The organism is Amycolatopsis australiensis, assembly GCF_900119165.1.
In the GTDB taxonomy this organism is placed as follows: Bacteria; Actinomycetota; Actinomycetes; order Mycobacteriales; family Pseudonocardiaceae; genus Amycolatopsis; species Amycolatopsis australiensis.
On sequence record NZ_FPJG01000006.1, the window covers coordinates 5,999,064 to 6,024,177 of the forward strand.

General features: G+C 73.0%; 17 protein-coding genes and 2 pseudogenes. 10 read left to right on the top strand and 9 right to left on the bottom strand.

All coding sequences use genetic code 11. The features are described from left to right. Positions 1-70: 70 nt before the first annotated feature. Positions 71-1,288 (top strand): MFS transporter, encoded by a 1,218-nt coding sequence (locus BT341_RS29350; RefSeq protein ID WP_072479357.1) that lies wholly within the window; start codon positions 71-73, stop codon positions 1,286-1,288. 98 nt (positions 1,289-1,386) lie between these two features. Here BT341_RS29350 and BT341_RS29355 read toward each other — a convergent pair whose 3' ends face one another. The 3 genes from BT341_RS29355 to BT341_RS29365 all read right to left on the bottom strand — a co-directional run bounded on the left by BT341_RS29355 (position 1,387) and on the right by BT341_RS29365 (position 4,206). Further along, a complete protein-coding gene (locus BT341_RS29355) occupies positions 1,387-2,181 on the bottom strand; it encodes a hypothetical protein (RefSeq protein WP_425426495.1) in 795 nt (264 codons plus the stop codon). An 81-nt stretch (positions 2,182-2,262) separates the two neighbouring features. Next, positions 2,263-3,780, bottom strand: coding sequence for a CehA/McbA family metallohydrolase (locus BT341_RS29360; RefSeq protein WP_072479359.1), 1,518 nt, complete (start codon positions 3,778-3,780; stop codon positions 2,263-2,265). Positions 3,781-3,879: 99 nt separating this feature from the next. Continuing rightward, a complete protein-coding gene (locus tag BT341_RS29365) occupies positions 3,880-4,206 on the bottom strand; it encodes a hypothetical protein (RefSeq protein WP_072479360.1) in 327 nt (108 codons plus the stop codon). 207 nt (positions 4,207-4,413) lie between these two features. Between BT341_RS29365 and BT341_RS29370 the strand changes: the two genes are divergently transcribed. From BT341_RS29370 to BT341_RS29385, 4 genes are all read left to right on the top strand, one after another. Then, positions 4,414-6,033, top strand: coding sequence for a DUF6345 domain-containing protein (locus tag BT341_RS29370; protein WP_072479361.1), 1,620 nt, complete (start codon positions 4,414-4,416; stop codon positions 6,031-6,033). Positions 6,034-6,242: 209 nt separating this feature from the next. After that, the gene (locus tag BT341_RS29375) at positions 6,243-6,482 is read left to right on the top strand and encodes a hypothetical protein (protein ID WP_072479362.1); all 240 of its coding nucleotides are present in this window, start codon (positions 6,243-6,245) and stop codon (positions 6,480-6,482) included. A 561-nt stretch (positions 6,483-7,043) separates the two neighbouring features. Next, positions 7,044-12,515 (top strand): ATP-binding protein, encoded by a 5,472-nt coding sequence (locus BT341_RS29380; protein WP_072479363.1) that lies wholly within the window; start codon positions 7,044-7,046, stop codon positions 12,513-12,515. Positions 12,516-12,704: 189 nt separating this feature from the next. Next, positions 12,705-14,024: a M14 family zinc carboxypeptidase gene (locus BT341_RS29385; RefSeq protein WP_072479364.1), complete on the top strand. Its 1,320-nt coding sequence runs from the start codon at positions 12,705-12,707 to the stop codon at positions 14,022-14,024. Position 14,025: 1 nt separating this feature from the next. On the opposite strand, the gene BT341_RS29390 is transcribed toward BT341_RS29385, so the two are convergent. The 3 genes and pseudogenes from BT341_RS29390 to BT341_RS29400 form a co-directional block, all read right to left on the bottom strand. Then, complete coding sequence (locus tag BT341_RS29390) at positions 14,026-15,063, bottom strand: class I SAM-dependent methyltransferase (protein WP_072479365.1); 1,038 nt, start codon at positions 15,061-15,063, stop codon at positions 14,026-14,028. 258 nt (positions 15,064-15,321) lie between these two features. After that, positions 15,322-15,807 carry a PadR family transcriptional regulator gene (locus BT341_RS29395; protein ID WP_245805144.1) on the bottom strand — a complete coding sequence of 162 codons (486 nt, stop codon included), beginning with the start codon at positions 15,805-15,807 and terminating at the stop codon, positions 15,322-15,324. A 468-nt stretch (positions 15,808-16,275) separates the two neighbouring features. Beyond that, positions 16,276-16,934 (bottom strand): annotated as a pseudogene (locus tag BT341_RS29400) (LysR family transcriptional regulator). A 95-nt stretch (positions 16,935-17,029) separates the two neighbouring features. On the opposite strand from BT341_RS29400, the pseudogene BT341_RS29405 reads away from it, so the two are divergent. The 3 genes and pseudogenes from BT341_RS29405 to BT341_RS29415 all read left to right on the top strand — a co-directional run bounded on the left by BT341_RS29405 (position 17,030) and on the right by BT341_RS29415 (position 20,050). Then, positions 17,030-17,831: pseudogene (locus BT341_RS29405) on the top strand (putative sulfate exporter family transporter). A 114-nt stretch (positions 17,832-17,945) separates the two neighbouring features. Next, positions 17,946-19,430 (top strand): sialidase family protein, encoded by a 1,485-nt coding sequence (locus BT341_RS29410; protein WP_072482243.1) that lies wholly within the window; start codon positions 17,946-17,948, stop codon positions 19,428-19,430. Between the two features lie 98 nt (positions 19,431-19,528). Then, positions 19,529-20,050, top strand: coding sequence for an STAS domain-containing protein (locus BT341_RS29415; RefSeq protein ID WP_245805146.1), 522 nt, complete (start codon positions 19,529-19,531; stop codon positions 20,048-20,050). A 9-nt stretch (positions 20,051-20,059) separates the two neighbouring features. Here BT341_RS29415 and BT341_RS29420 read toward each other — a convergent pair whose 3' ends face one another. The 3 genes from BT341_RS29420 to BT341_RS29430 all read right to left on the bottom strand — a co-directional run bounded on the left by BT341_RS29420 (position 20,060) and on the right by BT341_RS29430 (position 23,198). Next, positions 20,060-21,352, bottom strand: coding sequence for an MFS transporter (locus BT341_RS29420; RefSeq protein ID WP_072479366.1), 1,293 nt, complete (start codon positions 21,350-21,352; stop codon positions 20,060-20,062). Positions 21,353-21,429: 77 nt separating this feature from the next. Next, on the bottom strand, positions 21,430-21,936 hold the full coding sequence (locus BT341_RS29425) for a flavodoxin domain-containing protein (RefSeq protein WP_072482245.1): 507 nt from the start codon (positions 21,934-21,936) through the stop codon (positions 21,430-21,432). 110 nt (positions 21,937-22,046) lie between these two features. Then, positions 22,047-23,198 (bottom strand): nitric oxide synthase oxygenase, encoded by a 1,152-nt coding sequence (locus tag BT341_RS29430; RefSeq protein WP_072479367.1) that lies wholly within the window; start codon positions 23,196-23,198, stop codon positions 22,047-22,049. 440 nt (positions 23,199-23,638) lie between these two features. On the opposite strand from BT341_RS29430, the gene BT341_RS29435 reads away from it, so the two are divergent. Continuing rightward, the gene (locus tag BT341_RS29435) at positions 23,639-24,643 is read left to right on the top strand and encodes a CobW family GTP-binding protein (protein WP_072479368.1); all 1,005 of its coding nucleotides are present in this window, start codon (positions 23,639-23,641) and stop codon (positions 24,641-24,643) included. Between the two features lie 71 nt (positions 24,644-24,714). Then, positions 24,715-24,996, top strand: a complete 282-nt coding sequence (locus tag BT341_RS29440; protein ID WP_072479369.1) for a hypothetical protein — start codon at positions 24,715-24,717, stop codon at positions 24,994-24,996. Positions 24,997-25,114: the final 118 nt, after the last annotated feature.

Sequence of the window (25,114 nt, forward strand, 5' to 3'; positions counted from 1 at the left end):
TACATTGGCCCAATTCGAATCGGGAGAATTGGATCTGGGATCGGGCCAAGTCCCGCCTTACCGTGAGCGTATGACGCTGCTTCTGGACCGCCCCGCACCCGCGCGCCCCGGCCGCCTGCTGGCGGCCGCCCAGCTGGCCGGCTCACTCGGCGACGGCGCGTTCCTGACCTGCTCGGTGCTGTTCTTCACCCGGATCGCCGGCCTGACGCCGGCGCAGGTCGGGCTCGGCCTGACCCTGGGCTGGGCGGTGGGCTCGGTGGCGGGCGTGCCGCTGGGCCACCTCGCCGACCGGCACGGCGCCCGGGGATCGGCGGTGCTGCTGGCGCTGGCCACCGGCGCGTCGATCCTGGCGTTCCTGTTCGTCCGCACGCCGGTGCCGTTCGTCGTCGCCGCGTGCGTCTACGGCAGCTGCCAGACGGGCCTGGCCGCCGTCCGGCAGGCATTGCTGGCGGCGCTGGCGGACCCGCGGCACCGGACGCGCATCCGGGCGCACCTGCAGTCGGCGGGCAACGCGGGACTCGCGGTCGGTGCCGGGCTGGGCGGGCTGGCCCTCTCGGCCGACACGGCCTCGGCGTACCTGACGGTCTTCGTGTTCGACGCCGCGGGTTTCGCGGTGACGGCGGTGCTGCTGAGCCGCCTTCCGGTGGTCCCGCGATCGGCGTCGCCGCGCACGGGCGAGCCGAAGCTGGCGGTCCTGCGCGACCGGCCGTACGCGCTGGTGACGCTGCTCAACGCGATCCTGTTGCTGCGCATGCCGCTGCTCAGTGTCGCCATCCCGCTGTGGATCGCCGAACGCACGGCCGCGCCCGGGTGGACCGTGTCGGCGTTGTTCGTGCTGAACACGGTCGTGGTGGTGCTGCTGCAGGTCCGCGTGGCGGGACGGCTGGCGAGCATCGGCGCGGCGGCCCGCATGGTCCGGCACTCGGGCGTGCTGCTGCTGGCGTCGTGCGTGGCGTTCGCGTTGTCGGCGTCGGGAACGTCACCGTGGACCGCGTTCACGGTGCTGGTGGCGGGCGCGCTGGTGCAGGTGCTGGGCGAGATGCTGCAGTCGGCCGGCACGTGGGAGATCGGCTTCGCCCTCGCCCCGGCCGCGAAGCAGGGGCAGTACCAGGGTTTCTTCGGCACGGGGGTGTCGGTGGCCCGGGCGGTGGGCCCGGCGCTGCTGAGCACGACGGTGATCGGCTGGGGCACCCCGGGCTGGCTGCTGCTGGGCGCGCTGTTCCTGACGGCGGGGTACGCGATGGGCCCGGCGGTCCGCTGGGCACAGGCGACGGCCGGGACCCCCTGAGCCGCGCCGAGGAACGGCCGGTCAGGCCTTCAGGTCCCCCTGCTGCGCCGTCTTCCGGCGGCCCCGGGGTGTGTCCGACGCACCGAAGTGCTGGTCCGTCACTCGCTCTGCCGGGCAGCCGGAGCCTGGTGCAGCGACAGGTCGGCGCCCGCGGCGGAGTCCTGGGCCCAGGCTCCGGACTCCGCCGTCCACGTCTGGCCGGCGAAGCTCACCTTGTCCACGCCCAGCGCTTCGGCCCGGCCGACCAGCCAGCTCGCGTACGTCCAGCCCTCCCCCGCCGGGTGCGCGCCGCTCAACCGGGCCGTGCCCAGTTCGCCGGTCGCCGCCGCGGCCACGTCCGCCGGCGCCGCCAGCGTCAGGTTCCGGCAGGTCAGCGCGGCCGGGACCTGGCCGGTGAACGCGGCGGCCAGCGCGCGGGACTGCGGCTCCCACTGCGCGTACGCACCCGGGACGCCGGAGCGCTGGATCGCCTGGGCCGCCTCGGTGATCGGCATCGCCTCCCAGCCCGGCAGCTTGTCCAGCTTCTCGTAGAACGCCGTCGCCGCGTAGACCGGGTCACGCAGCTGGGCCACCGTGCCCCAGCCCTGGCTGGGCCGCTGCTGGAACAGTCCCACCGAGTCGCGGTCGCCGCCCTCGAGGTTGCGCAGCTTCGACTCCTGCAGCGCCGTGGCCAGCGCGACCGTGGCCGCGTGCGGCGGCAGGCCCAGCTTCGTCCCGACGGCCGCGATCGTCGCCGCGTTGTTCGCCTGCTCGGGCGTGAACGTGTACGCGCCCTGCCCCGGCAGCGCCACCGTGCAGCCCGGCGTCCGGACCGGGCTGCGCGTCAGCACGACCGCCACGACGATCCCCGCGGTCAGCACGACGACCGCCCCCAGGAAGAGCGCCACCTTCAGGCCACAACCCCGCACCCTGCCTCGCCTTCACCCGTTCGCCCCAGTCTGCCAAAGACAGGACGCCGCGGGCCGGGCGCGGGTTCAGTGGCCGGTGCCGAGGAAGATCGGGTTCGACATCGCGACCATGGCGTTCGGCTGGGTCGTGTTCGGGCCGCCGGACGGGCGGCGGACCTCGACCCGCACCCAGCGCGAGTAACGCGGGTACGTCGTCCACGTCACCGTGGCCGCGCCCGAGTCGCCGACGGTCTCGGTGTGTTCCGGGCCGAGCTGGTCGAGGAACGTCACCGTCGTCCCCGGAACCCCGCCGACGACCGCCTTCACCGTCACGGGCGTTCCGGTGCCCAGTGGCAGCCGTTCGCCGATGCCTGCCGTGCGGCCGCCGCCGGAGGCGGTGAAGTCGAGCTGGACGGCCGCCGACTCGGCCAGCCACGACCGGCCGGCCTTCAGCCCGGCCAGCAGCTCCTGTCGGCGCAGCCGGTCGGCCAGCACGACGGTGTGCGGGAGCGCGACCCGCTGGTCCGGGTTGTGCGCGTCGGAGTCGCCGATCGCCGGGATGAACCGGCCGCCGCGCAGCAGGCCGTCCCAGTGGATGACGCTCGCCTCGTCGTCCTGGGTCCACGGGCCGTTCCACACCTCGACGAGATCGGCCAGCTCGTAGGCGAACTCGTAGGTGCAGCCGAAGCAGCCGGCGAACGGGTGCGCGGCGGTGACCAGGCCGCCCGCGCGGTGCACCTGGTCGGTGAAGCGGCGGAAGTCCTGCGGGTCGCCCGCGCGGTAGCGCCAGTCGATCCACGTGCCGGCGGGCAGGCCGATGGCCGGCCAGTGCCCGGACCGCGTCGTCACCTCTTCGCCGTTGAGGATCAGCAGGTCGTCGGTGGCGTACCGGCCCCACACCAGCTGGGAGCTGGACGTGTTGTGGTCGGTGGAGACGATGAAGTCCAGCCCGGCGGCGCGCGCGTCGGCGACCAGCTGCTCCGGCGTGCGGCGGCCGTCGGAGTGGACGGTGTGCAGGTGGCCGTCGCCGCGGTACCAGGCGCGGCCCCGGTCGCGCGCCGGGGCGGACTCCGGGGCCGGGTCCGGGACGAACGGAGTGCCGTCCGGGCCGAAGGTGAGCGTGATGTCGACCTTGTAGTCGAGCCCCTGCGGCGCGACGGTGTAGGGGCCGAGGATGACGTGCCACCGGCCGGGCGTGATCGGGCCGGCCAGGTAGCCCGGCGTCGCTTCGGAGGCGTTGATCGAGAACCGGTCCCGGAAGCCGCCCGACCAGCCGCGGAAGCCGCGGGCGTTGCCCAGTTCGTGGCCTTCCGGCCCGAACACGCCGATGTCGCAGGCGTTGCCGCGGGTGCCGGCGGGCACCGGCGGTTTGGCGTAGGAGTAGACGACGTCGATCTGCCGGACCCCGCGCGGGACGTCGACCGGCAGGTAGTACCAGTCCGGGACGTCCGGCTTCAGCGTGCCGGTGACGGTTTTGGTCTGCGTGCCCGTGCCGCCCGGCTGGGCGGCGAACGCCACGCCGGGCAGCATCCCCATCGCCGCGCCGGCCGCGGCCACGCCGCCCGCGCGCAGCAGCGTGCGCCGGCTGAAGTCCCCAGAACTCATGCGTACCTCCGCATCGAAAGACGCCCCGACGCTAAGTGAGGAACGCGAACGCGGACAAGAACCGCCGGTGAACTTTCGGCGCGCGGCCGCCGGTGCCGGTCAGGACCTGACGCGGCGGGCGAGGATCCCGGCGAGCGCGACGACGGTGACGGCGGCGGCCAGCCCGAGCCGCGTCACGTCGACCGCGGGCACCCACGTCACGCCGCCGTCGCGGACGACGAACGCCCCCGCGGGCCGGGCGAACACCCCGAAGCCGGCGCCTTCGCGCACCGGCAGCGCTTCGGTGTCGCCCGCGCCGCCGCCTCCGCCGCCGAACACCGTGGCGGCCGGGATCACGACCGCGCCGTCGCGTTCCACCGGCTCCCCGTAGACCAGTTTCGCGGAGAACAGATCCCGCGCCGTCGCCGCCAGCTGCCCGAGTTTCATCCCGACATCATGGCGGAACCCCGCGAGGTCCACTGTGGCCGGTGGGTCCCCACCGCCTGCCCGCCGCACACGGGAAACGTCCACGGAATCGGTGCAGCGGTGAAAAAATTGCGCTGAAGGTGTGGCAAAAAGATGTATCCGGCTGCTTTGCCCGATTCCGCCGGTAGCGTCACGGCGTTCGACGACGCCACATCCGGGGAGGAAACCATGGCATTGCTGAAGAACGGCGCGGTCGCCGCGCCACCGGGCACACCGGCCGCCGCACGCGCGCTGACGTCGCGAGATCCGTTCGGCACCACCGGCCTGCGTGCCGATCGCGGCGCGAACCGGTACGGCGTCTGCTCGATCGAGGACTTTCCGCCGGGAATCACCGACCTGTCCGCCACCCACGAGGACGCCGGCGGTTTCTACAATTACGTCAACCAGTTCACGGCCCCGAACTTCTGGTACCGCGACGGCGGGGTGCTGTCCTGGATCTACGGCGAGGAATACGACGACTGGCAGGGCACCTACGGCTTCGACGCCTGCGTCGCCGAGTACCACTCCGGGCACGGGACGATGGACGCCGGTGGCGTGTTCCGGATGCCGATGGGCGGCACCTGGGGCGGCTCGGCCTGGACCAGCTCGGCCGAGATGCGGCTGGGCAACGAGGTCGCGCGCTACCTGTTCTTCTCCACCTGCCTCTCGCTGCGCATCGGCGACGGCAACAGCCCGATCCGCACGTGGGACGCGGCCAACCTGGGCCTGCGGATGATCTTCGGCTTCGAAACGACCAGCGTCGACAGCCCGAACTACGGTGCGTTCTTCTTCGGCAAGTGGAACGGCAACGGCCACAAGTTCAGCAAGGCGTGGCTCGACGCGTCGTGGGACATCGACCACCACCAGGCGCCCTCGGTCGTCGCCTGCGGGGCGACGCAGGCCGAGGCGCAGGACCGGCTGTTCAACGAGGGCACCTTCGACCCCGCCGCCGCGTCGAAGAACTGGTGGTGGTGGACCTGGTACGACGCCGCCCGGAGCATCAGCACGCCGCGCCTGGAGCTGCCGGGCACCCCACGCACGGCCCGGTTCGCGCCGCAGCGGCTGTCGTCCGCGCGGCTGACCGAGCTGGCCGGCCACTTCGGCGTCCGGCTCGACGGCCCGGTGGCGGCCACGGCGGGCCCGCACGGCCTCGTGCTGGGCGACGGCCAGGGCGGGCCGCGGCTGAGCGTCGACCCGCGCGGGGTCCGCGAGATCACCTTCGCCGAGCCCGACGGCACCGGCCGCGACGCGCCGAGCGCCGCCGAAGCCGTCCGGATCGCGCAGGACGCCGTCGAGACGTTCGGGCTGGCCGACCGCGTCGACCTCGTGGCCGACAAGGTCCGTCACCAGTACCACGCCGGCGGCACCGCCGACGAGGTCGCCGATCCGCGGGTGCGCGAGACCCATGTGGTGTTCACGCAGCTGGTCGACGGGCACCCGGTGGTCACGCCCGGCCTCGGCGAGGTCCGGGTGTCCATCGACGGCGCGGGCACGGTGACCACGATCGTCGACGCCACCCGCGAGGTCGAGCGGCTGGCCGAGAGCGCCCCGGCGGCGCCGGCGGACTCGCGCGCCACGGCGCGTGCGTCCACTGTGGACGAGGCACTGGACGCGCCGCTGCAGCGGCTGCTGCGCCGGCTGTCCGCGGGCGGCCGGGTGCCCGCGGAGGTCCGGACGATCCCGGACTCGACGGCCGTCGGCTACGCCCTGCGCGGGGACGACGGCGCCCAGGTCATCCGCCGGACCGTCGAGGTCGACTGCGGCGCCGGGCTGGCCAAGCGGTACGTGCTGGAGGCGCCGCTGCACTGAGGGCGGGAGGACGGGCCGGCACCGCGTCGGGGGGTGCCGGCCCGGTCCCGTGCGCGCCGGCCACCACACGATCGATGACGCGGCCGGCCGGTCGCCGCCGATTTTTCCGCCCGATCGGGTGTGAACGTGAGGTATCCGGGGAATCAACAAGGGACACCTGTGCCCGGGGCCGTGCTTGTGACCGTGCCTGTGACCGAGGGGAGACCGCGATGACCTTCGACTTCGTCAGCCGCTGGCTGGGCCGGGATCGCACGCGCCCCGGCGTCACGGTGGACCTCTCCTGCGGCGGCCGCGTGACGCTGCGCGAAGTCGACGGCAAGCCGGTGCTGGCCATCACGACCGCCCCGGGCCCGGACGGCCGGTGCGACGTGGCCGCCGTGCCGCTCTCGGCCGCCGAACGCCGCGAACTGGGCCAGGTCCTCGAATCGGACATCCTGCTCGCCTCCTGACCGGACGGCCGCATCCTGGCCAGCGGACCCGCTCCACCGGCAGGTCCTCGGACTCCGGCGGTATTCGGCCTGGTGGACCCGCTCCACCCGGCAGACGCCGGACCGGAACCACCGCACCCGCCCGGCGACCCGCTCCACCCGGCGGCCCCGACCCGGACCACCACCTCCGGCCTGGCGGACCCGCTTCACCCGGCAGCCCGCCGGACCGGAACCACCGGGGAACCCGCTCCACCCGGCCGCCCCCGACTCGGGCGGCCGCCGCTGTCCGGAGTCGGACCGTGCGAAACAGGGGACCCGTACTTTCCCGCCACCGGGGGTTTCCCTACCGTTCGCGCCGTAAGCTCCCGACCGTGCTTTGTGGCAGTCCTCGCGAGAAAGCCGGTCCGCGCGGTGTGGCGCGGGTCGCTTTTTGTGGGGTTCCCACAACGCAGCCGCCTCGGCATGCGCCATGGCGGACATTGGTCTACCCGGCGGTAATCCAGCAGGGTGTAGACAGGTGCAGGCGACGCCCCACGACAGGTGCGTCGCCTTCTGTGCGTGCGTACTTGGGAGGCTCAGCCGGTGTTCAGTCGTGTCGCCATCGTCAACCGCGGAGAGGCCGCGATGCGGCTGATCCACGCCGTCCGGGACCTGTCGGCGGAAACGGGCACGAAGATCGAGACGGTCGCCCTCTACACCGACGCCGACCGCACCGCCACCTTCGTCCGTGAAGCCGACGTCGCCTACGACCTCGGCCCGGCCGCGGCGCGCCCCTACCTCGACCTCGCCAAGCTCGAGCAGGCGCTCGTCGAGACGAAGGCCGACGCCGCGTGGGTCGGCTGGGGCTTCGTGGCCGAGGACCCGGCCTTCGCGGAGCTGTGCGAGAAGGTCGGTGTCACGTTCGTCGGGCCGAGCGCCGACGCGATGCGCAAGCTCGGCGACAAGATCGGCGCGAAGCTGATCGCCGAAGAGGTCGGCGTGCCGGTCGCGCCGTGGAGCCGCGGCGAGGTCGCCACCCTCGAGGACGCGCTACGCGCCGGGAGCGAGATCGGCTACCCGCTGATGCTCAAGGCGACCGCGGGCGGCGGCGGGCGCGGCATCCGCAAGGTGTCCTCGGCCGACGAGCTGGCCGACGCCTACGAGCGCACCAGCCAGGAAGCCCTGCGTGCCTTCGGCTCCGGCGTCGTGTTCCTGGAGCGCCTGGTCACCGGCGCCCGGCACGTCGAGGTCCAGGTGATCTCGGACGGCGCGACGGCGTGGGCGCTCGGCGTGCGCGACTGCTCGGTGCAGCGGCGCAACCAGAAGATCATCGAGGAGTCCGCGTCCCCCGTCCTGGAGCCGGAGCAGGCCGCCGAGCTGAAGGCGTCGGCCGAGCGGCTCGCGGTCGCCGTCGGCTACCGCGGCGCGTGCACCGTCGAGTTCCTCTACCACCCCGGCGAGAAGCTGTTCGCCTTCCTCGAGGTCAACACCCGCCTGCAGGTCGAGCACCCGATCACCGAGATCACCACCGGGACCGACCTGGTCCGGCTGCAGCTGCACGTGGCCGGCGGCGGCAAGCTCGAAGGCACCCAGCCCCCCGAGAACGGCCACGCCATCGAGGCGCGCCTGAACGCCGAAGACCCCGACCGCGACTTCGCGCCCTCCCCCGGCCGCATCACGCGGCTCGCGCTGCCGGCCGGCCCGGGCATCCGCGTCGACACCGGCGTCAGCGAGGGCGACACCATCCCCGCCGACTTCGACTCGATGATCGCCAAGATCATCGCCTACGGCCGCGACCGCGACGAGGCCCTCGGCCGGCTGCGCCGCGCGATGGCCGAGACCACCGTCATCATCGAGGGCGGCGCGACCAACAAGAGCTTCGTGCTCGACCTGCTCGACCAGCCCGAGGTGATCGACGCGAGCGCCGACACCGGCTGGATCGACCGCGTCCGCGCCGAGGGCAGGCTGGTCACGCACAAGCACTCGGCCGTCGCGCTCGCCGCCGCCGCCATCGAGGCCTACGAGGACGAGGAAGAGGTCTCCGTCCAGCGGCTGCTGTCCACCGCGCACGGTGGCCGCCCGCAGGTGCGGCACGAAAGCGGCCGCCCGCTCGACCTGAAGCTGCGCGGTGTCGGCTACCGGGTGAGCGTGGCGCGCGCCGGCCGGAAGCGCTTCCGGATCGGCATCTCGGCGGGCGGCTCGGACGTCCACCGCGCCGACGTCGAGATCGACCGCTTCGACGCCCATAGCGGCCAGATCCTGGTCAACGGGCAGCGCTTCCGCGTGATCTCCGCGACGCACGGCCCCATCCACCTCGTCGAGGTCGACGGCGTCACCCACCGCGTCAGCCGCGACGAAGGCGGCGTCGTCCGCTCCCCCGCCCCCGCGCTGGTGGTCGCGACGCCGCTGTCGGTCGGCGACGAGGTCGAGGCGAACGCGCCGATCCTCGTGCTGGAAAGCATGAAGATGGAGACGGTGCTGCGCGCGCCGTTCCGCGCCCGGGTCCGCGAATGCCCGGTGTCGGTCGGCAGCCAGGTCGCCACCGGCGCCCCGCTGATGCGGCTGGAGCCGCTGGGCGACGACGCCGCCGAGGAGGCGGCCGCCGAGACCGAAACCGTCGAGATCGACCTGCCCCCCGCGCCGGCGGACGTGTCGGCGGCCGACCGCGTCGCCCACGGCCTGCAGGACCTGCGCAGCCTCCTGCTCGGCTTCGACGTCGACCCGGACGAACGCCGCCGCGTCCTCACCGCGTACCTCGAGGCGCGGGCCGAGCTGGGCGGCCGTCCGGTCGAAGGCGAGCTGGACCTGCTGACCGTCTTCGCCGACCTGTCCGAGTTGAGCCGCAACACCCCGGGCGGCGAGCCCGACACCGTGCCGAACGGCGCGGTGCACAGCCCGCGCGAGTTCTTCCACAGCTACCTGCAGAGCCTCGACGTCGAGCGCGCCGGCGTCAGCGAAGGCTTCCAGGCCAGGCTCACGCGGGTGCTGGCGCACTACGGCGTCACGGACCTGGAGCGCACGCCGGAGCTGGAGTCCGCGGTCTTCCGGATCTTCCTGACCCAGCAGCGGATGGCGTCCGACGTCGCCGTCGTCTCCGAGCTGCTGCGGCAGTGGCTGACCGGGCCGCCGCCGGTGGAGGCGCTGCGCGAACGGGCCGGGCTCACCCTGGAGCACCTGGTCGAGGCCACGCAGGTCCGCTTCCCCGCGGTGTCCGACCTGGCCCGCGGCGTGGTGTTCCGCTGGTTCGCCCAGCCGCTGCTGCGCCGCAACCGCGCCCGCGTCTACGCGGCCGTGCGCGACGAGCTGCGCTACCTCGACCAGCACCCCGACGCGCCGGACCGCGCCGACCGGATCCAGGCCATGATCACCGGATCGCAGCCCCTCGTGCGGCTGATCGGGCAGCGGATCGGGCGGCCGGGCCGTGATCACGCGCCGCTGCTGGAAGTGCTGACGCGCCGCTACTACGGCAACCGCAGGCTCTCCGGCGTCGCCGTGCGCGAGGCCGGCGGCTCGCGGTGGCTGACCGCCGAGCTGAACACCCCGGACGGCGTGCTGCCGCTGGTCACCACCGCCGTCGACTTCGCCGCCCTGCCCGGCGCGCTGCGCGCGCTCGGCGAGGTGGCGACCGAGGGCGTGGTCGCCGACCTGTACCTGCGCTGGGAAGACCAGCCGGACGTCGACGCGGCCGCCGGGCGGCTCGGCGAGCTGCTGGCCGGGCACCCGCTGCCGCCGAGCGTGCGCCGCGTCGTGGTCACCGTGGCCGGCACCGGCGGCGCGGTGATGCACCACCACTTCACCTTCGAGCGCGACGGCGCCGGCTTCACCGAAGACCGGCTGATCCGCGGCCTGCACCCGCAGATCGCCCAGCGGCTGCAGCTGCAGCGGCTGCGCGAGTTCGACCTCACCCGGCTGCCGTCGGCGGACGAGGAGATCTACCTGTTCAAGGCCGTGGCGAAGACCAACCCGGCCGACGAGCGGCTGATCGCGATGGGCCAGGTCCGCGACCTGACGCCGCTGCGCGAGGCCGACGGCAGGCTCGTCGCGCTGCCCGCGCTGGAGGACGCGGTCACCGCGTGCCTCGACGCGATCCGCAACATCCAGGCGCAGCGGCCGGAGAACAAGCGGTTCGACACGAACCGGATCATGATGTACGTCTGGCCGCCGACCGAGCTGACCACCGAGGAGCTGAACACGCTCGTCCAGCGCATCCTGCCGACGTCGGTGGGCGCCGGGCTGGAGGAGGTCCAGTTCCTGGCCCGCCGGCGCACCGACGCCGGCAAGCTGGCCGAGCTCGCCGTCCGGATCACCTTCGACCCCGGCCACGGCGCCCGGCTGCACGTCGGGCACCCGTCGACCGAGCCGGTCAAGCCGCTCGACGACTACCGCCTCAAGGTCCTGCGCGCGGCGCGGCGCGGCAACGTCTACCCGTACGAGCTGACCGACCTGCTCGCCGGCCCCGAGGGCACGTTCGTCGAGCACGACCTCGACGAGAGCGGCGTGCTGGTGCCGGTGGACCGGCCGAAGGGACAGAACTCCGCCGCGATCGTCGCCGGGGTCGTCACGACGCCGACCGAGCGGCACCCCGAAGGCGTCACGCGGGTCGTGCTGCTGGGCGACCCGACGAAGTCGCTCGGTGCGCTGTCGGAGCCGGAGTGCTCGCGCGTCATCGCGGCGCTCGACCTCGCCGAGCGGATGCGCGTCCCGCTGGAGTGGTTCGCGCTGTCGTCCGGCGCGCGGATCTCGATGACCTCGGGCACCGAGAACATGGACTGGGTCGCCGCGGCGCTCAAGCGGATCGTCCACTTCACCCAGGACGGCGGCGAGATCAACATCGTGGTCAACGGCATCAACGTCGGCGCCCAGCCGTACTGGAACGCCGAAGCCACGATGCTCATGCACACCAAGGGCATCCTGGTGATGACGCCGGACTCGGCGATGGTGCTCACCGGCAAGCAGGCACTGGACTTCTCCGGTGGCGTGTCGGCCGAAGACAACTTCGGCATCGGCGGCTACGACCGCGTCATGGGCCCGAACGGCCAGGCGCAGTACTGGGCGCCGAACCTGCCGGCCGCGCGCGCGGTGCTGATGGCGTACTACGACCACACGTACGTCGTGCCGGGCGAAGCCGGGCCGCGGAAGGTCGGCACGACCGACCCGGTCGACCGCGACGTCTCGACATACCCGCACGCGATCGTGGGCAGCGACTTCACGACCGTCGGCGAGATCTTCTCGGCCGAGCACAACCCGGACCGCAAGAAGCCGTTCGACATCCGCACGGTGATGCGCGCGCTGTCCGACCAGGACCACCCGGTGCTGGAGCGCTGGGCGGGCATGGCCGACGCGGACACCGCGGCGGTGCAGGACGTGCACATCGGCGGGCGCCCGGTCTGCCTGGTCGGCATCGAGTCGCGGTCGGTCCCCCGCCGCGGCTTCCCGCCCACCGACGGGCCGGACACCTACACCGCGGGCACGCTGTTCCCGCGGTCGTCGAAGAAGACCGCGCGGGCGATCAACGCGGCGTCGGGCAACCGGCCGCTCGTCGTGCTGGCGAACCTGTCGGGCTTCGACGGCTCGCCGGAGTCGCTGCGCAAGCTGCAGCTGGAGTACGGCGCGGAGATCGGCCGGGCGATCGTCAACTTCGAGGGCCCGATCGTGTTCTGCGTGATCTCGCGCTACCACGGCGGCGCGTTCGTGGTGTTCTCCAAGGCGCTCAACCCGAACATGACGGTGCTGGCGCTGGAGGGCTCGTTCGCCTCGGTACTGGGCGGCGCCCCGGCGGCGGCGGTGGTGTTCTCCGGCGAGGTGAACAAGCGCACGGCGAACGACCCGCGGGTGACCGAGCTGCAGACGCAGGTGGCGGCGGCCAGCGGCGCCGACCGCGCGACCCTGAGCGCGAAGCTGGCCGAGGTCCAGTCGTCGGTCCGCGCGGAGAAGGTCAGCGAGGTCGCGGCGGAGTTCGACCGCGTCCACAGCATCCAGCGCGCGGTCGAGGTCGGCTCGGTGGACGCGATCATCAGCGCGGCCGAGCTGCGGCCGCGGATCATCGAGGCCATCGAGCAGGGCCAGAAGAAGTAGCGAGCCCACAGCGCCCCAATGTGGCCTTCGGTGCGCAAGACGCACCCAAGGCCGCCTTGGGGCGCTCGGCGGTTTCGCGACTTTCGGGGGTATGCCGGGTTTGTACCGCGCCGACACACTGTGCGTGCCGGTACGGTGACCCCGGGTTCCGACCGGACCTCCATCCGCGCGACGTGAGGAGCTCCCCCGATGGCGTCAAGGTCCCTGTCCCGGCTCGCCCTCGCGGCGACCGGGGTCCTGCTCACCACCCTGCTCGGGGGCACGGCCGCCGCGCAGCCGGCGGACACGCCGGTGTTCTGGCGTGTCCCGGCGACCGCCGCCCAGGCCCAGGCGCTGGTGGCGGCCGGGTTCGACGTCGAGGAGGGCGGCGCGGGCACGATCGACGTCGTCGGCGGCCAGGCCGTGGCGGGGAAACTGCGCGCGCTCGGCTACCGGCCGTCGTTCTTCGACACCGTCTACAAGGACGTGCCCGCGCGGACGGATTCCCTGGCGGCCGACACGTTCTACGGCGGATACCGCACCGTCACCGCGCACGAGAACCACCTCGCGGCCGTCGCCGCCGCGCACCCCGACCTGGCCACGAAGTACACGATCGGGCAGTCCTGGAAGAAGACGAAGGGCCAGGGCGGGCACGACGTCCAGGCCATCTGCCTGACCAAGAAGCAGGCGGGCGACTGCACGCTTTCGACGTCGTCGCCGAAGCCGAAGTTCTTCCTGATGGCCCAGATCCACGCGCGCGAGCTGTCGACCGGCGAGCTCGCCTGGCGCTGGATCGACTACCTCGCCGACGGCTACGCCACCGACGCCACGGCGAAGTCCATTTTGGACACGACCGAGGTGTGGGTGGTGCCGATCGCCAACCCCGACGGCGTCGACATCGTCGCCTCCGGCGGGAACTCGCCGAAGCTGCAGCGCAAGAACGCGGACAACAGCCGTGGCGGCTGCTCGGGCACGAACATCGGCGTCGACCTGAACCGCAACTCGACGTTCAAGTGGGGTGCCGACTCCAGCTCGCCGTGCGCGGAGACCTACCAGGGCGTGAGCGCCGGGTCGGAGCCGGAGACGCAGGCCCTGGAGAAGCTGGCCCGCGCGATCTTCCCGGACCAGCGCGGCCCCGGCAACGACGACCCGGCGCCGTCGACCGCCCAGGGCACGATGATCACGCTGCACAGCTACGGCAACGACATCATCATCCCGTGGGGCTTCACCCAGGCCACGTCGCCGAACGACGCGCAGTACCGCAGGCTCGGCGCGAAGTACGCGGCGTCGAACGGCTATCTCGTCGGCACGAACGAGGAGACGGTCGGCTACGACACGAGCGGCACGACCGACGACTTCACCTACGGCGAACTCGGCGTCGCGAGCGTGACGTTCGAGGTCGGCGCGTCGAGCGGCAGCTGCGGCGGTTTCCTGCCGAAGTACACCTGCGTCGACAGCACGTTCTGGCCGAAGAACAAGGGCGCGCTGGTCACCGCCGCGAAGGCCGCGGCGGCGCCGTACCGGCAGTGAGTCACGGACGGCAGACGTAGATGCAGTTCTGCGGACGCGGGGAGGCGGCCACGCGCACGTGCCCGAACCCCGCGTCCGTCAGCATTTCGGTGGCCTTCTCGGTGCCCCACATGGCGCCGAGCGCGGCGCCGCCTTCGGCGAGTGACGTCGTCGTGCAGTACATCAGGCTGATCGAATAGGTGAGGGCCGCCAGCGGGTTGCCGACGTTTCGGGCCACGTCGCTGGAGAAGAAGGTGTCCACCATGAAGAACAGGCCGTCGGGAGCCAGCGCCCGGCGGACCTGCCGCAGCACGACGTCGGGCCGGTCCTGGTCGTGGACGGCGTCGAAGGCGGTGATGAGGTCGTACGGCGGATCGGCGGTCAGTGCGGCAGCGTCCCCGACGGCGAACTCGGCGTTCGGCAGGTCGCCGGCGTTCTGCCGGGCCAGGTCGACGACGCGCCGGTCGATGTCGATACCGGTGAACCGCGAGGCGGGAAAGGCGCGCGCGGCGACTGAAATGGCGTGGCCGGTACCGCAGCCGAGATCGAGCACCCGCACCCCGGCGGCGAGCCGCTCGGTGAGACCGGGGACGGCACCGAAGAAGCCGTCGACGAGGTGTTCGCGGTAGATGTGCTTCCAGCTGTCGCCGGTCTTCGCGCCGAGGGATTCGAGGTGGGGGCCGTAGGCGGACCGGGGCACGCCGCCGCCTTCGGCGAAGGCGCGTTCCAGATCGGGCAGGATGGCGGTGAAGGCGGAGAGGGTCAGCAGCGAGGGCATGAGGTTCGACGCGGTGTCGCCGAGCAGGAATTTCGCGTGCTCGGTCGGGAAGGTGTACTCGCCGGCTTCATAGGTGAAGATGCCGCCGGTGACCATGGCCCCGAGCCATTCGCGGACGTAGCGTTCGTGCAGCCCGGCCCGTTCGGCGAGACCGGCACTGGTGGCGGGCCCCCGGGCGGCGGCCTGGAAGAGCCCGGTGCGGTGCCCGATCCCGATCAGCATGGTGAGCGCGCTGCCGGTCATGGTGGCGGTGAGGTGCGCGGCGAAGTCCGACTCCTTCATGCGGAGTGAGCCTACTCGCCGGGGATAGTCCGATGTGGACGATCCGGCCGGGCGGGTCCGACTTCGGCTCCCGCGCCCCGGCGGCCGTGCCGCTGCGGCTCGGCACGATTGGGTCCGGGCACGTGCCCGGCTCCGGTTCCGCGAGCCCCACGGCGCCGGCCTCGCACACCCGACGGCTGCAGCTCGGCACGAATCCGGTTTCGCGGGGCAGGCGCACCCGGCGGCCGGGCCGGCTCAGCCGTGGCCGCCGGGTGCGGGTCAGTCCTCGTCCTCCAGGCCGGCGTCCGCGAGTACCGCGTACACGCGGCGGCGCGCGTCGGCGAGGATTTTCTTCACCTCCGTGATCTGCGCTTCCGTTCCGCTGTAGCCCACCTGGGCGGCCGCGCCCGACAGCTCGCCCAAGGCGTGCCACAGGGCGGCGAAGCGGTCGGCGCCCTGCTCGTCCTCCGGTTCACCCCAAAGAGCGGCGAATTCGGCTTCCCGCCCGGCGACGTGCTCCCGCCCGGCCTCGGTCAGCTCGGCGACGCGGCGGCCACCGGTCTCGACCGTGTGGACGAGCCCCTCGTCCTCCAGCTGCTGCAGGATCGGGTAGACCGAGCCCGGACTGGGCCGCCACCGGTCCTGGGTCCGGCGCCGGATCTCCTGCATGAGCTGGTAGCCGTGCATCGGCTCCTCCGCGAGCAACGCGAGCACGGCGGGCCGCACCGGACGGCTCGGGCTGCGGCCCCCGCGGAACTCCTGCACCCGCTGGAAGGCACCGGGGCCGCCGAACCACCCACCGGGCCCGCCGAAGGAGCCGGGCCCCCCGGGAAACCCAGGCGGCTGCGGCGGATGCGGTGGATGCGGCGGAAAGCCCCCGCGGGCCAGGTCGGGGACGCCCTCCCAGGGCTCGTGACCAGGGAAGTCGCCGTGCTCACCGAAGTGGCCTGGCCCATGGCCAAAACCCGGATGACCGGCGACATGCCCCGGAACGCCGAGGTGACTCAGCCCCGGGTGGTCGGGCAGGTCACCGGGATCATGGCCCGGCTCGTGCTCCGGCACACCGCGGCCCCGCCCCCGAGGCGGACCGGCCGGGTGGTCGCCGGGCCCGTGCCCGGAACCCGGACCCCCGGGCCCGAAATGACCCGCACCGTGTCCGCCGCCGAACCCGGCTCCGAACCCCGCGAACGGATGTCCCATCGTCTTCCTCCTCCACTGGTCGTATCGCCGACACTACGACGATATATCGCCGTTGGATCGCCGGCAAGCCGCCGTGGAGGACTTGACCGCCAGCGTCAGCAAGTCCGCCGCCGGGCCCGTCAACGCCGTCCCGCCGGCCAGACCGCTCGCAGCACCCGGCTCAGCTCCACTCCCGCCACCGCCACCGCCGCCAGACGGCGGCCCGCCACCTCGCGCACCACGTCCAGTTCGTTGGTCACCGCCGGGCCCGCGCCCGCGATCACCGCGTTCCGCACCGCCGACGCCGACCCCAGCTCCAGCAGCGGCCGCGCGCCACCAGGTCGGCGACCTGCTCCGAGTTCGCCACCACGAGCCGGTCCGGTCCGCTTGACCTCGCCGGTCCACGCCGGCACGAAGTGCTCGGCCAGCGTTATGCTCGCCGCCACGCGCAGCTGCGCGCCACGCTGCGTGAGCAGGGCCTCCGCGCCCGTGCGGAGTCCGTCCACTTCGGCCAGTGCGCGGTGCGCCCAGCCCGCGATCACGCGGCCGTCCGGGGTCTGGGCCCAGCCGCGGCGGGTCCGGTCCACCAGGGACAGTCCCAGCTGTCGTTCCAAAGTGGACAGACGCTTGCTCGCCGCGGGCTGGGCGATGCCGAGCGCGCCCGCCGCCTGGCCGATGCTGCCCAGGTCGTCGACGAGCACCAGCACCCGCAGGGAGTCGAGATCGGGTCCGGTGACAGCCGCAGTCTATGGCCTCCCCACGCACCGGCAGCTACCGCGGAGCCCCGAACCGGGCGACGCTGGGAGCCATGGCACTCGCGTCGGCGAGAACCTCCGGCTTCGCGATCACCGCGCTCGGCGTCGCGGTGGCGTACGCACAGAACTCTGCGTGGCCCGTGGCCGGCGCGCTGACCGTCGCCGTGGTGCTCGGCATCGTCGCCGGCAGCACCCCGCTGCTCACCGAAGAGCACCGGACGGCCGTCGCCCGGATCACGAAACGCCTGCTGCGCGCCGGTGTCGTCCTCCTCGGCCTGCAGCCGGCCGTCCCGACGGTGTTCGCGCTCGGCCCCGGCACGCTCGCCGCCGTGGTGCTGACGGTCGCCACGACCTTCCTCGGCACCCTCGGCCTCGGCCTGCTCCCCCTGCTCGCCGGCGCGCTCGGCCTGGACGCGACCCGGACCGGCACCTGGGCTGGGATCTCGGTGCACGAGGTCGCGCAGGTCGTCGCGGCCGCCGGGCTCGCGGGCGCCGCCGCGGTGGCCGTCGCGATCGTGGTGAAGCCGAGCCGCGTGGCGCTGCTCGCGCCGGTGGTCGCCCTCGTCGGCGCCGCCGAACGCACCCGCCGCGGCGGGCACGCGCCGCTCGCCGCTGTTCGTCGTGGGCTTCCTGGCGATGGTCGCCGTCCGCAGCACCGGCCTCGTCCCGGCGGTCGTGCCCGACGCCGCGAAAACCGGATCGACGCTGCTGCTCGCCGACGCGTTGTTCGGCCTCGGCTGCGCCGTCCGGCTCGGCTCGTTGCTGCGCGGCGGCGGCCGCGCCGTGCTTCCGGGCGCCCTCTCCACGCCTCTCGTCGTGGTGACCGGCTTCGGCACCCTGGCCGCGTTCACCTGAATTCGCTTTCGCGCCAGGTATAGGACGTTATACGCACGGTTGTACGGGTCTTGTACGAGCCGGGTCGACGCTACGGCCGAGACGTAGGACGTAGAACGACTTCGGAGGATGACCGTGAAGATCACCCGCATCGCGAGAGGGCTGCTGGCCGGGCTGCTGGGGTGCGCGGCCGTGGCCGTCCCGGCGGCCGCCACGGCGCAGGCCGACGTCGCCAGCACGCTGGTGTTCAGCAAGAACACCGAAGGCCACGACTGCTACCGCATCCCGACCGTCGTCGGGGCGGACAACGGCGACCTGCTCGCCTTCGCCGAGGGCCGCAACGGCGGCGCGAGCGCGTGCGCCGACCTCGGCGAAATCGACCTCGTCATGAAGCGGTCCACCGACGGCGGCAAGACGTGGAGCGCGCTGCAGACGGTCATCAAGGCCAACGGCGACACCAAGGGCAACCCCGTGCCGATCGTCGTCCCCGGCAGCAGCCGGATCGTGCTGCTGTCGACGATGCAGTGCTACACCAGCCCGTCGTGCGGCCGCGTGCCGCGCGTGTCCATCAGCGAGGACAACGGGAAGACGTGGGGCGCGCCGCGCGTGCTGACCACCGAACTCGGGTTCGCGAGCGCGCCCGGCTGGCTCGCCACCGGGCCGTCGCACGGCATCGTGCTCACCCGCGGGCAGCACGCCGGGCGGCTCGTCGCCGGCGTGAGCTGGACGATCAGCGGCCAGAACACCGGCGCGCTGGTCTACAGCGACGACCGGGGCGCGACGTGGCACCGCGGCGCGACCGACTCGCCGTCCACCGCGATCGACCCGCAGGAGATCAGCGTCACGGAACTGCTCGACGGCCGCGTCTACGCGGCCGCGCGCAACCAGGCCGACGACGGCGACAAGTGCCTGGACGGCGGCACGCGCAACCGCGCCTTCGCGATCAGCTCCGACGGCGGCGCGACCTTCAGCTCGAAGTTCGCCTTCGCCGGCGACCTCGTCGCGCCGACCGTGCAGGGTTCGACGGCGCGCATGAGCGCCACCGACACGGGTGGCAAGTACAACCGGGTCGTGTTCGCCGCGCCGTCCACTTGCGACCGGCGCAAGGAGCTGCGGGTGCACTCGTCGTTCGACGAGGGCGCGAACTGGACCGGCACCGCGGGCAGCCTGCTCGTGTGGGGCCAGGACGCGGCGTACTCCGACATGGTGCAGCTGTCGCAGTCGTCGGTCGGTGTGCTGTTCGAGGCGGGGCCGGAGTACCACGCGAACGACACGATCCGGTACGCCACCGTCAGCGAGGCCGCGCTCGGCGCGCCCGCCTGTGGCGGCGGTTACGGCGTCATCGACTCGGCACCGCTCGGCACGGCCGGCACGGCGTACCTGTCGTACAACGCCGCCACCGGCAGGAACTGCGTCAGCGCGATGAAGAGCGCCTCCGCCGGGAAGGCGACGGCGGCCTCGGCGTTCCTGGAAGTCCAGGGCTCGTCGCGGCTCACGGACTCGGGCTCGTTCTCCTACTTCGCCGGCCCGGTCACCGCGGCCGCGGCGGGCAAGTGCGTGAAGTGGGGCGGCACGGCCGACGGCCAGTCCTGCACCAGCGGGTTCGAGCACTGCGGCTGACCCGGCTCGGAGCCGCCGTCCCCCGGTCGGGTTCCCTCACTGGGCCAGGTGGGTGATGTCACTGTTGCGAACCAGGCCCCGGGAGCGATGTCTCAGATATGGCCTGGCCCGAGGATGACGCACGCCACCGCGAGGTGCTCGCGGCGCTGCGTGCGTGGGCCCGGGAGATCGACTCGGTGCCCTACCCGCCCGGCCTGGACATCGAGGCGCTGATGGCCCGCCACTACGCGAGCCTGCGGGACGAAGCCGACAGCGTGATGACGATGACGGTCACGGCCACGCCCGAGGTCACCGTGCTGGCCGTGCGCGGCGAGGCCGACGTGTCGGGCACCATGCGGCTGCGGCGCCGGCTCGGCGAGGAGATCGAGCTGGCCCCGCGGGCACTGGTCCTGGACCTCACCGGCATGGACCACTGCTCCGCCCGCGGCGTCGCCGTCCTGCTCGAAGCCACCGGCGAGGCCGAGGCGGCCGGCGTCCCGTTCGCGATCGCGGGCTGCGCTCCGGTCGTGCGGCGGGCGGTCGACGCGCTGGGCCTGGACACGGCCCTGCCGATCCACCCGACGACGGCCGCGGCCGTCGAATGGCTGGAACTGCTCGGCCGGCTCAAGGCGGCCAGGTGACGCGCCGGGCTACTTCGCCGCCGGTGCCGTCGCCACGGCCGACTCGCCGAACCTGATGCCCTTCGCCTCCTTGCCGATCGCCGTCAGGACCGCGACCGCCACCAGGCCGGGCACGACCGTCCACAGCAGCGCCGAGGGGTAGCCGTGCGCCTCGGCGATCGCCTGCTGGATCGGCAGGTTCAGCGCCGCGAGCAGGTTGCCCAGCTGGTAGGTCACGCCCGGGTAGAAGCCGCGGATCGCGTCCGGCGACATCTCCGTCAGGTGGGCCGGGATCACGCCCCACGCGCCCTGCACCATGACCTGCATCAGGAACGAGCCCAGCGCCAGCATGCCCGCGCCGTGGTCGAAGGCGAAGATCGGGATCACCGGCAGGCCGAGCACGGCCGCGGTCACGATCGTGCGGCGGCGGCCCAGCCGTTCCGACAGCGTGCCGAAGGTCAGGCCGCCGATGATCGCGCCGACGTTGTACAGGACGGCGATCCACGTGCTCGCCGTCGCGCTCAGGCCGGCCCCGCCGTTCTCGTGGGCCTTGAGGAAGCTCGGGTAGACGTCCTGGGTGCCGTGGCTCATCCAGTTGAACGCGGTCATCAGCAGGATCAGGTAGCCGAACCGGCGGACCACCTTCGGGTCGAGCAGGACGTCCTTGACCGACGTCCGCGTCACCCGCAGCTTCTCCCGCGTCGACTCCCAGACCTCCGACTCGCGCACCCGCGCCCGGATCAGCAGCGTGATCAGCGCCGGGAGGATGCTGAGCACGAAGATCCAGCGCCACGGCAGGCCCAGCGCCGAGTGGAACAGCAGGTACGCGAGCGCGGCCAGCAGGTACCCGATGGAGTAGCCGACCTGGAGCAGGCCGGAAAAGAACCCGCGGCGCCCGGCCGGGATCTTCTCCATGGCCAGCGCGGCGCCGAGGCCCCACTCCCCGCCCATCCCGATGCCGTAGCCGAACCGCAGGAGCAGCAGCACCGTGTAGTTCGGCGCGAACGCGCACAGCAGGCCGGCCGCCGAGTACAGCAGGACGTCGGCCATCAGCGGGATCCGCCTGCCGACCCGGTCGGCCCACAGGCCGAACAGCAGCGCGCCGACCGGGCGCATCACCAGGGTCGCGGTGGTGATGAAGGCCAGCTGGGTCGCGCTCGCCCCGAACGACTTGTCCTTGGCGATGTCGGCCAGGACGAACACGACGAGGAAGTAGTCGAAGGAGTCCATGCTCCAGCCGAGCAACGCCGCGAGGAACGCGTTGCGCTGATCGGATGTAAGCGCTTTCTTGCCTGTCCCGGGCCCCGCCTGCCGATCCGTCACGTTTGCCCCGTCCCGTCGGTTCTTCACCGGAAGGCCTCAGGGCTGGTCTAGCACCCGCCCCCGGGCACGGGCAAGGGTCAGAGGGTCACGCGCGTGCGGACGCGGCGGCCGACGTCGCGGGCCCACGCCTTGATCCGGTCCCAGTCGCGGAAGTCGCCCGCGCGCTGCCCCGACGCCATCAGCCGCGGGATCAGGCCCCGCACGGTCGCCGGGTCGAGCCTGCCGCCGAAGGTCGCGGTGCGCTCCGCGTCGATGCGCGCGGCGAGCAACGCCACATTCGCCGGCAGGCTGACCTGGTGGGTGGCCGCGCCCGGGCCGCACGGCCCGCTGTGGAACAGCCACACCGGACGTTCCGCGAGCGCCTTGGCGTTGCGCTCCAGCAACCGGACGGCTTCGGGCCGCCACCGGTGGTAGTACAGCGCGCTGCCGACGACGACGGCGGCGTAGTGGTCGACGCCGCCGACGTCGGCGGCGTCGCGCACGTCCACGTTCAGCCCGGCTTCGCCGAGCTCGGCGGCGATGACCTCGGCGATCTGCCGGGTTCCGCCGTGCCGTCCGGCGTAGGCGACGAGGACTGCGGTCATGCGTTCCATTGTCGGCCTTTCCGCGCCGGGCCGCGCCGTGGGTCCGCGACGATCCGCCGAACGGGCGCTCGCACGCTGCTCTGCGTGGTCCCCGGGGCACCCGGCACGACTCAGCCCGGTGACAGGAACGCCGGTCGCTCCCGCGGGTCGGGCGGCTCGTAGTAGCGGTGGAACACCGCGGTCTGGCCGCCGGACAGCGGCGGCACGATCCAGCTCCAGTCGGCCCGGCACCGGCGGCCGGCGCGCTCCTCGCGTTCCAGATGGGACAGGAAGCGGCGCGACTCGGTGTGGTGATCGGCCATCGTGACGCCGGCGGCGTCGAACGAGTGCTGCACCGCGAGCGTCAGCTCGACCAGCGCGCGATCGCGCCACAGCGTGCGCTCGGAGGTCGTGTCCAGGCCCATCAGCTCGGCGACGACCGGCAGCAGGTCGTAGCGCTGCTCGTCGGCCAGGTTGCGGGCGCCGATCTCCGTGCCGAGGTACCAGCCGTTGAACGGCGCGGCCGGGTAGGTGACGCCGCCGACGACCAGCGGCATGTCGCTGATCGCGGGCACGGCGTGCCAGCGCAGCCCGAGCCCGGCGAACCACCGGTGGCCGGGGTGGGTCAGCGGGACCTCGAGGACGGCGTCCGCGGGAAGCGTGAACAGCCGCGGATCACCGGGGGCCGCCTCGACCACCAGCGGCAGGACGTCGAACGACCCTCTTCGCTCCGGGGGCCGCCAGCCGAGTCTTCGCACGTGGTCGGTGAACTCGGCGTAGCGCGGATCGCCGAGGACGGAACCGTCTTCGAGGCGGTAACCGGCGTAGCGGATCAGCTGCTCGTTGTGGATGCGCGGCCCGGGACCGGCGGGGGTGCCGGGGGCGAATACGGTGATCGTCGGCCGGATCCGCCCGCCGCGCGTGGCCTGGCGCAGGTGGGCGACGCACTCGCCGGCGATCGCGTCGGCGCCGGTGACCCGGCGCCGGTCGCGGACCCGCAGGCTGCGCCAGTACAGCCTGCCGATGCAGCGGGCGGAGTTGCGCCACGCGACGCGCGCGCCGTAGGCCAGCTCGGCGGCGGTGTGCCGGTACGTGCCCGTTTCGGCGATTTCCGCGCGGACGCGGGCGAGCCGGGTCTCGAAGCAGACGCCGTCTTCGGCGGCGCCTTCGGCGAACATCCGGTCGAGGAATTCCTCCGCCTCCGCGGAATCGACGCTCCGCTCCCCGGAGACACGCCGGCAGACCGGCTGCGCGGATGTCACCCGCTCGGGTGTAACCGTCATCGCCTTGCCCCACTCTCCGAAATCGTGCCCGGCGTTCCGGCGGGAAGGTCCACGTTTCCTCCGCTCATCGTCGTCGACAGGTCCGGCCGGAGTCGACGGCGAATTTGGCGGCTCCGGCCAGGCCGGGCAGCGTACTCCGCGGCGGGCGCCGCGCAATCTGCCCGGCATCACCGGTTTCCCCGCACGCCCGTGAATTCGCCGCTTCCAGCGGAAACGCCCGGAAAAAACCCGCTACCAAGCGTCATCCCGACTTGGCGCTGCGCAATTCCCGGAATTCGATCACGGCGGGTCCCGGAATGGGGAAGATCTTTTTTCGCCGGGATCGGTTCGTCTTTTCGTGGGTTTTCGGCGGGCGGCCTTTCCCGGCCGCGGTCACCCGTGTACCGGCGGCGCGCACCGCGGCGTTAGAGTCGCGGTGATCGGCAGAGGAGGGACGTTTCGTGAGCCGGATTCCCGTGGTCCTCGTCGCCGGGTTCCTCGGCGCGGGCAAGACGACGCTGCTCAACCACCTGCTCGCCAATCGCGAGGGCGCCCGGGTCGGGGTCGTCGTCAACGACTTCGGCCAGGTGAACGTCGACGCGCTCGCCGTCGCGGGCCAGGTCGACACGATGGTCTCGCTCGGCAACGGCTGCCTCTGCTGCGCGGTGGACGCGAGCGGGCTCGACGCGATGCTCGGCAGGCTGTCGTCCGCGGAGGCGGGCATCGACGTCATCGTCGTCGAAGCCAGCGGCATCGCGGAGCCACGCGACCTGATCCGGCTGATGATCGCCAGTGAGAACCCCGGCATCCGGTACGGCGGGCTCGCCGAGGTGGTCGACGCCGCCGAGTTCGACGCGGCCCGCGAACGTCACCCGGAGCTGGCCGGCCACGTGCGGCTCGCGGACGTGGTGGTGCTGAACAAGGCCGACCGCGTATCGGCGGAGAAGCTGGCGAAGGTGACGGCGACGCTCGAGGAGCTGGCGCCGGGCCGCCCGCTGCTGGTGACCTCGCACGGGCGCGTCGACCCGCGGCTGTTCTTCGACCCCGAGCCGCGCGGCGAGCGCGTCGGCCAGCTGTCGTTCGACGACCTGCGCGAGGACGACCACGCGGAGCACCTGCACGCGGAGTACCAGACGGTGACGTTCACGGCGGCGACACCGCTGGCCCCGAAGGCGTTCGTGGAGTTCCTCGAGCGACGGCCGGCGGGGCTGTACCGGATGAAAGGCCAGGCGGACTTCGGCGCGGGTTCACGCTTCCACCTGCACACGGTCGGCGGGTTTGTGCAGCTCGAGCGTTCGGCGTGGCCGGCGGGGGCCGGACTGCGGACGGAGCTGGTCCTGATCGGCGCGGGCATCGACACGGGCACGGTCCTGGCGGAGCTGCAGGCATGCGTGGCCCCCGACCCGTCGGCGGTCGACGAGCGCGGGCTGCTGCACATCCTCCGCTACCTGCCGGAGGAGGCATAAGGCCGCGGCCCGCCACGCCGAAGATCGGCAAAGGCGCGGGTTGACCGCGGAGCCGACGGACACTGACGGCCATGACGACCACGGCGGTGAGCGCACCACGCTGGTACCTGGTCGGCGTGCTGCCGGAAGAGGTGCCACTGGCGCATCTGATGACCCGCGCGGGCGACCTGCGCTACCGGCGGTCGGCCTGCGGCGAGCGCGAGTCCCGCAGCTGGAAACCGGTGGACCTGACGACCTCGGAGATCGCGCCGTGCCCGGCCTGCGTGGCGACGCTGCCCACGCCACCGGCGGGTGCCCGATCGGCCCCGGCCGAGGCGGATCGGGGCCAGCTCGCGTTGGACCTGGGGATCTGACGGCAAGCCCCCGCCACACCGGCTCGCGCGCCGTGGTGCCCCGGCTGGCCCGGCCGATCCGGCCCTGGCCAAGCGGACCTGGCCCGGCCGAACCGGACCCGGCCCTCCCCCGGTGGGC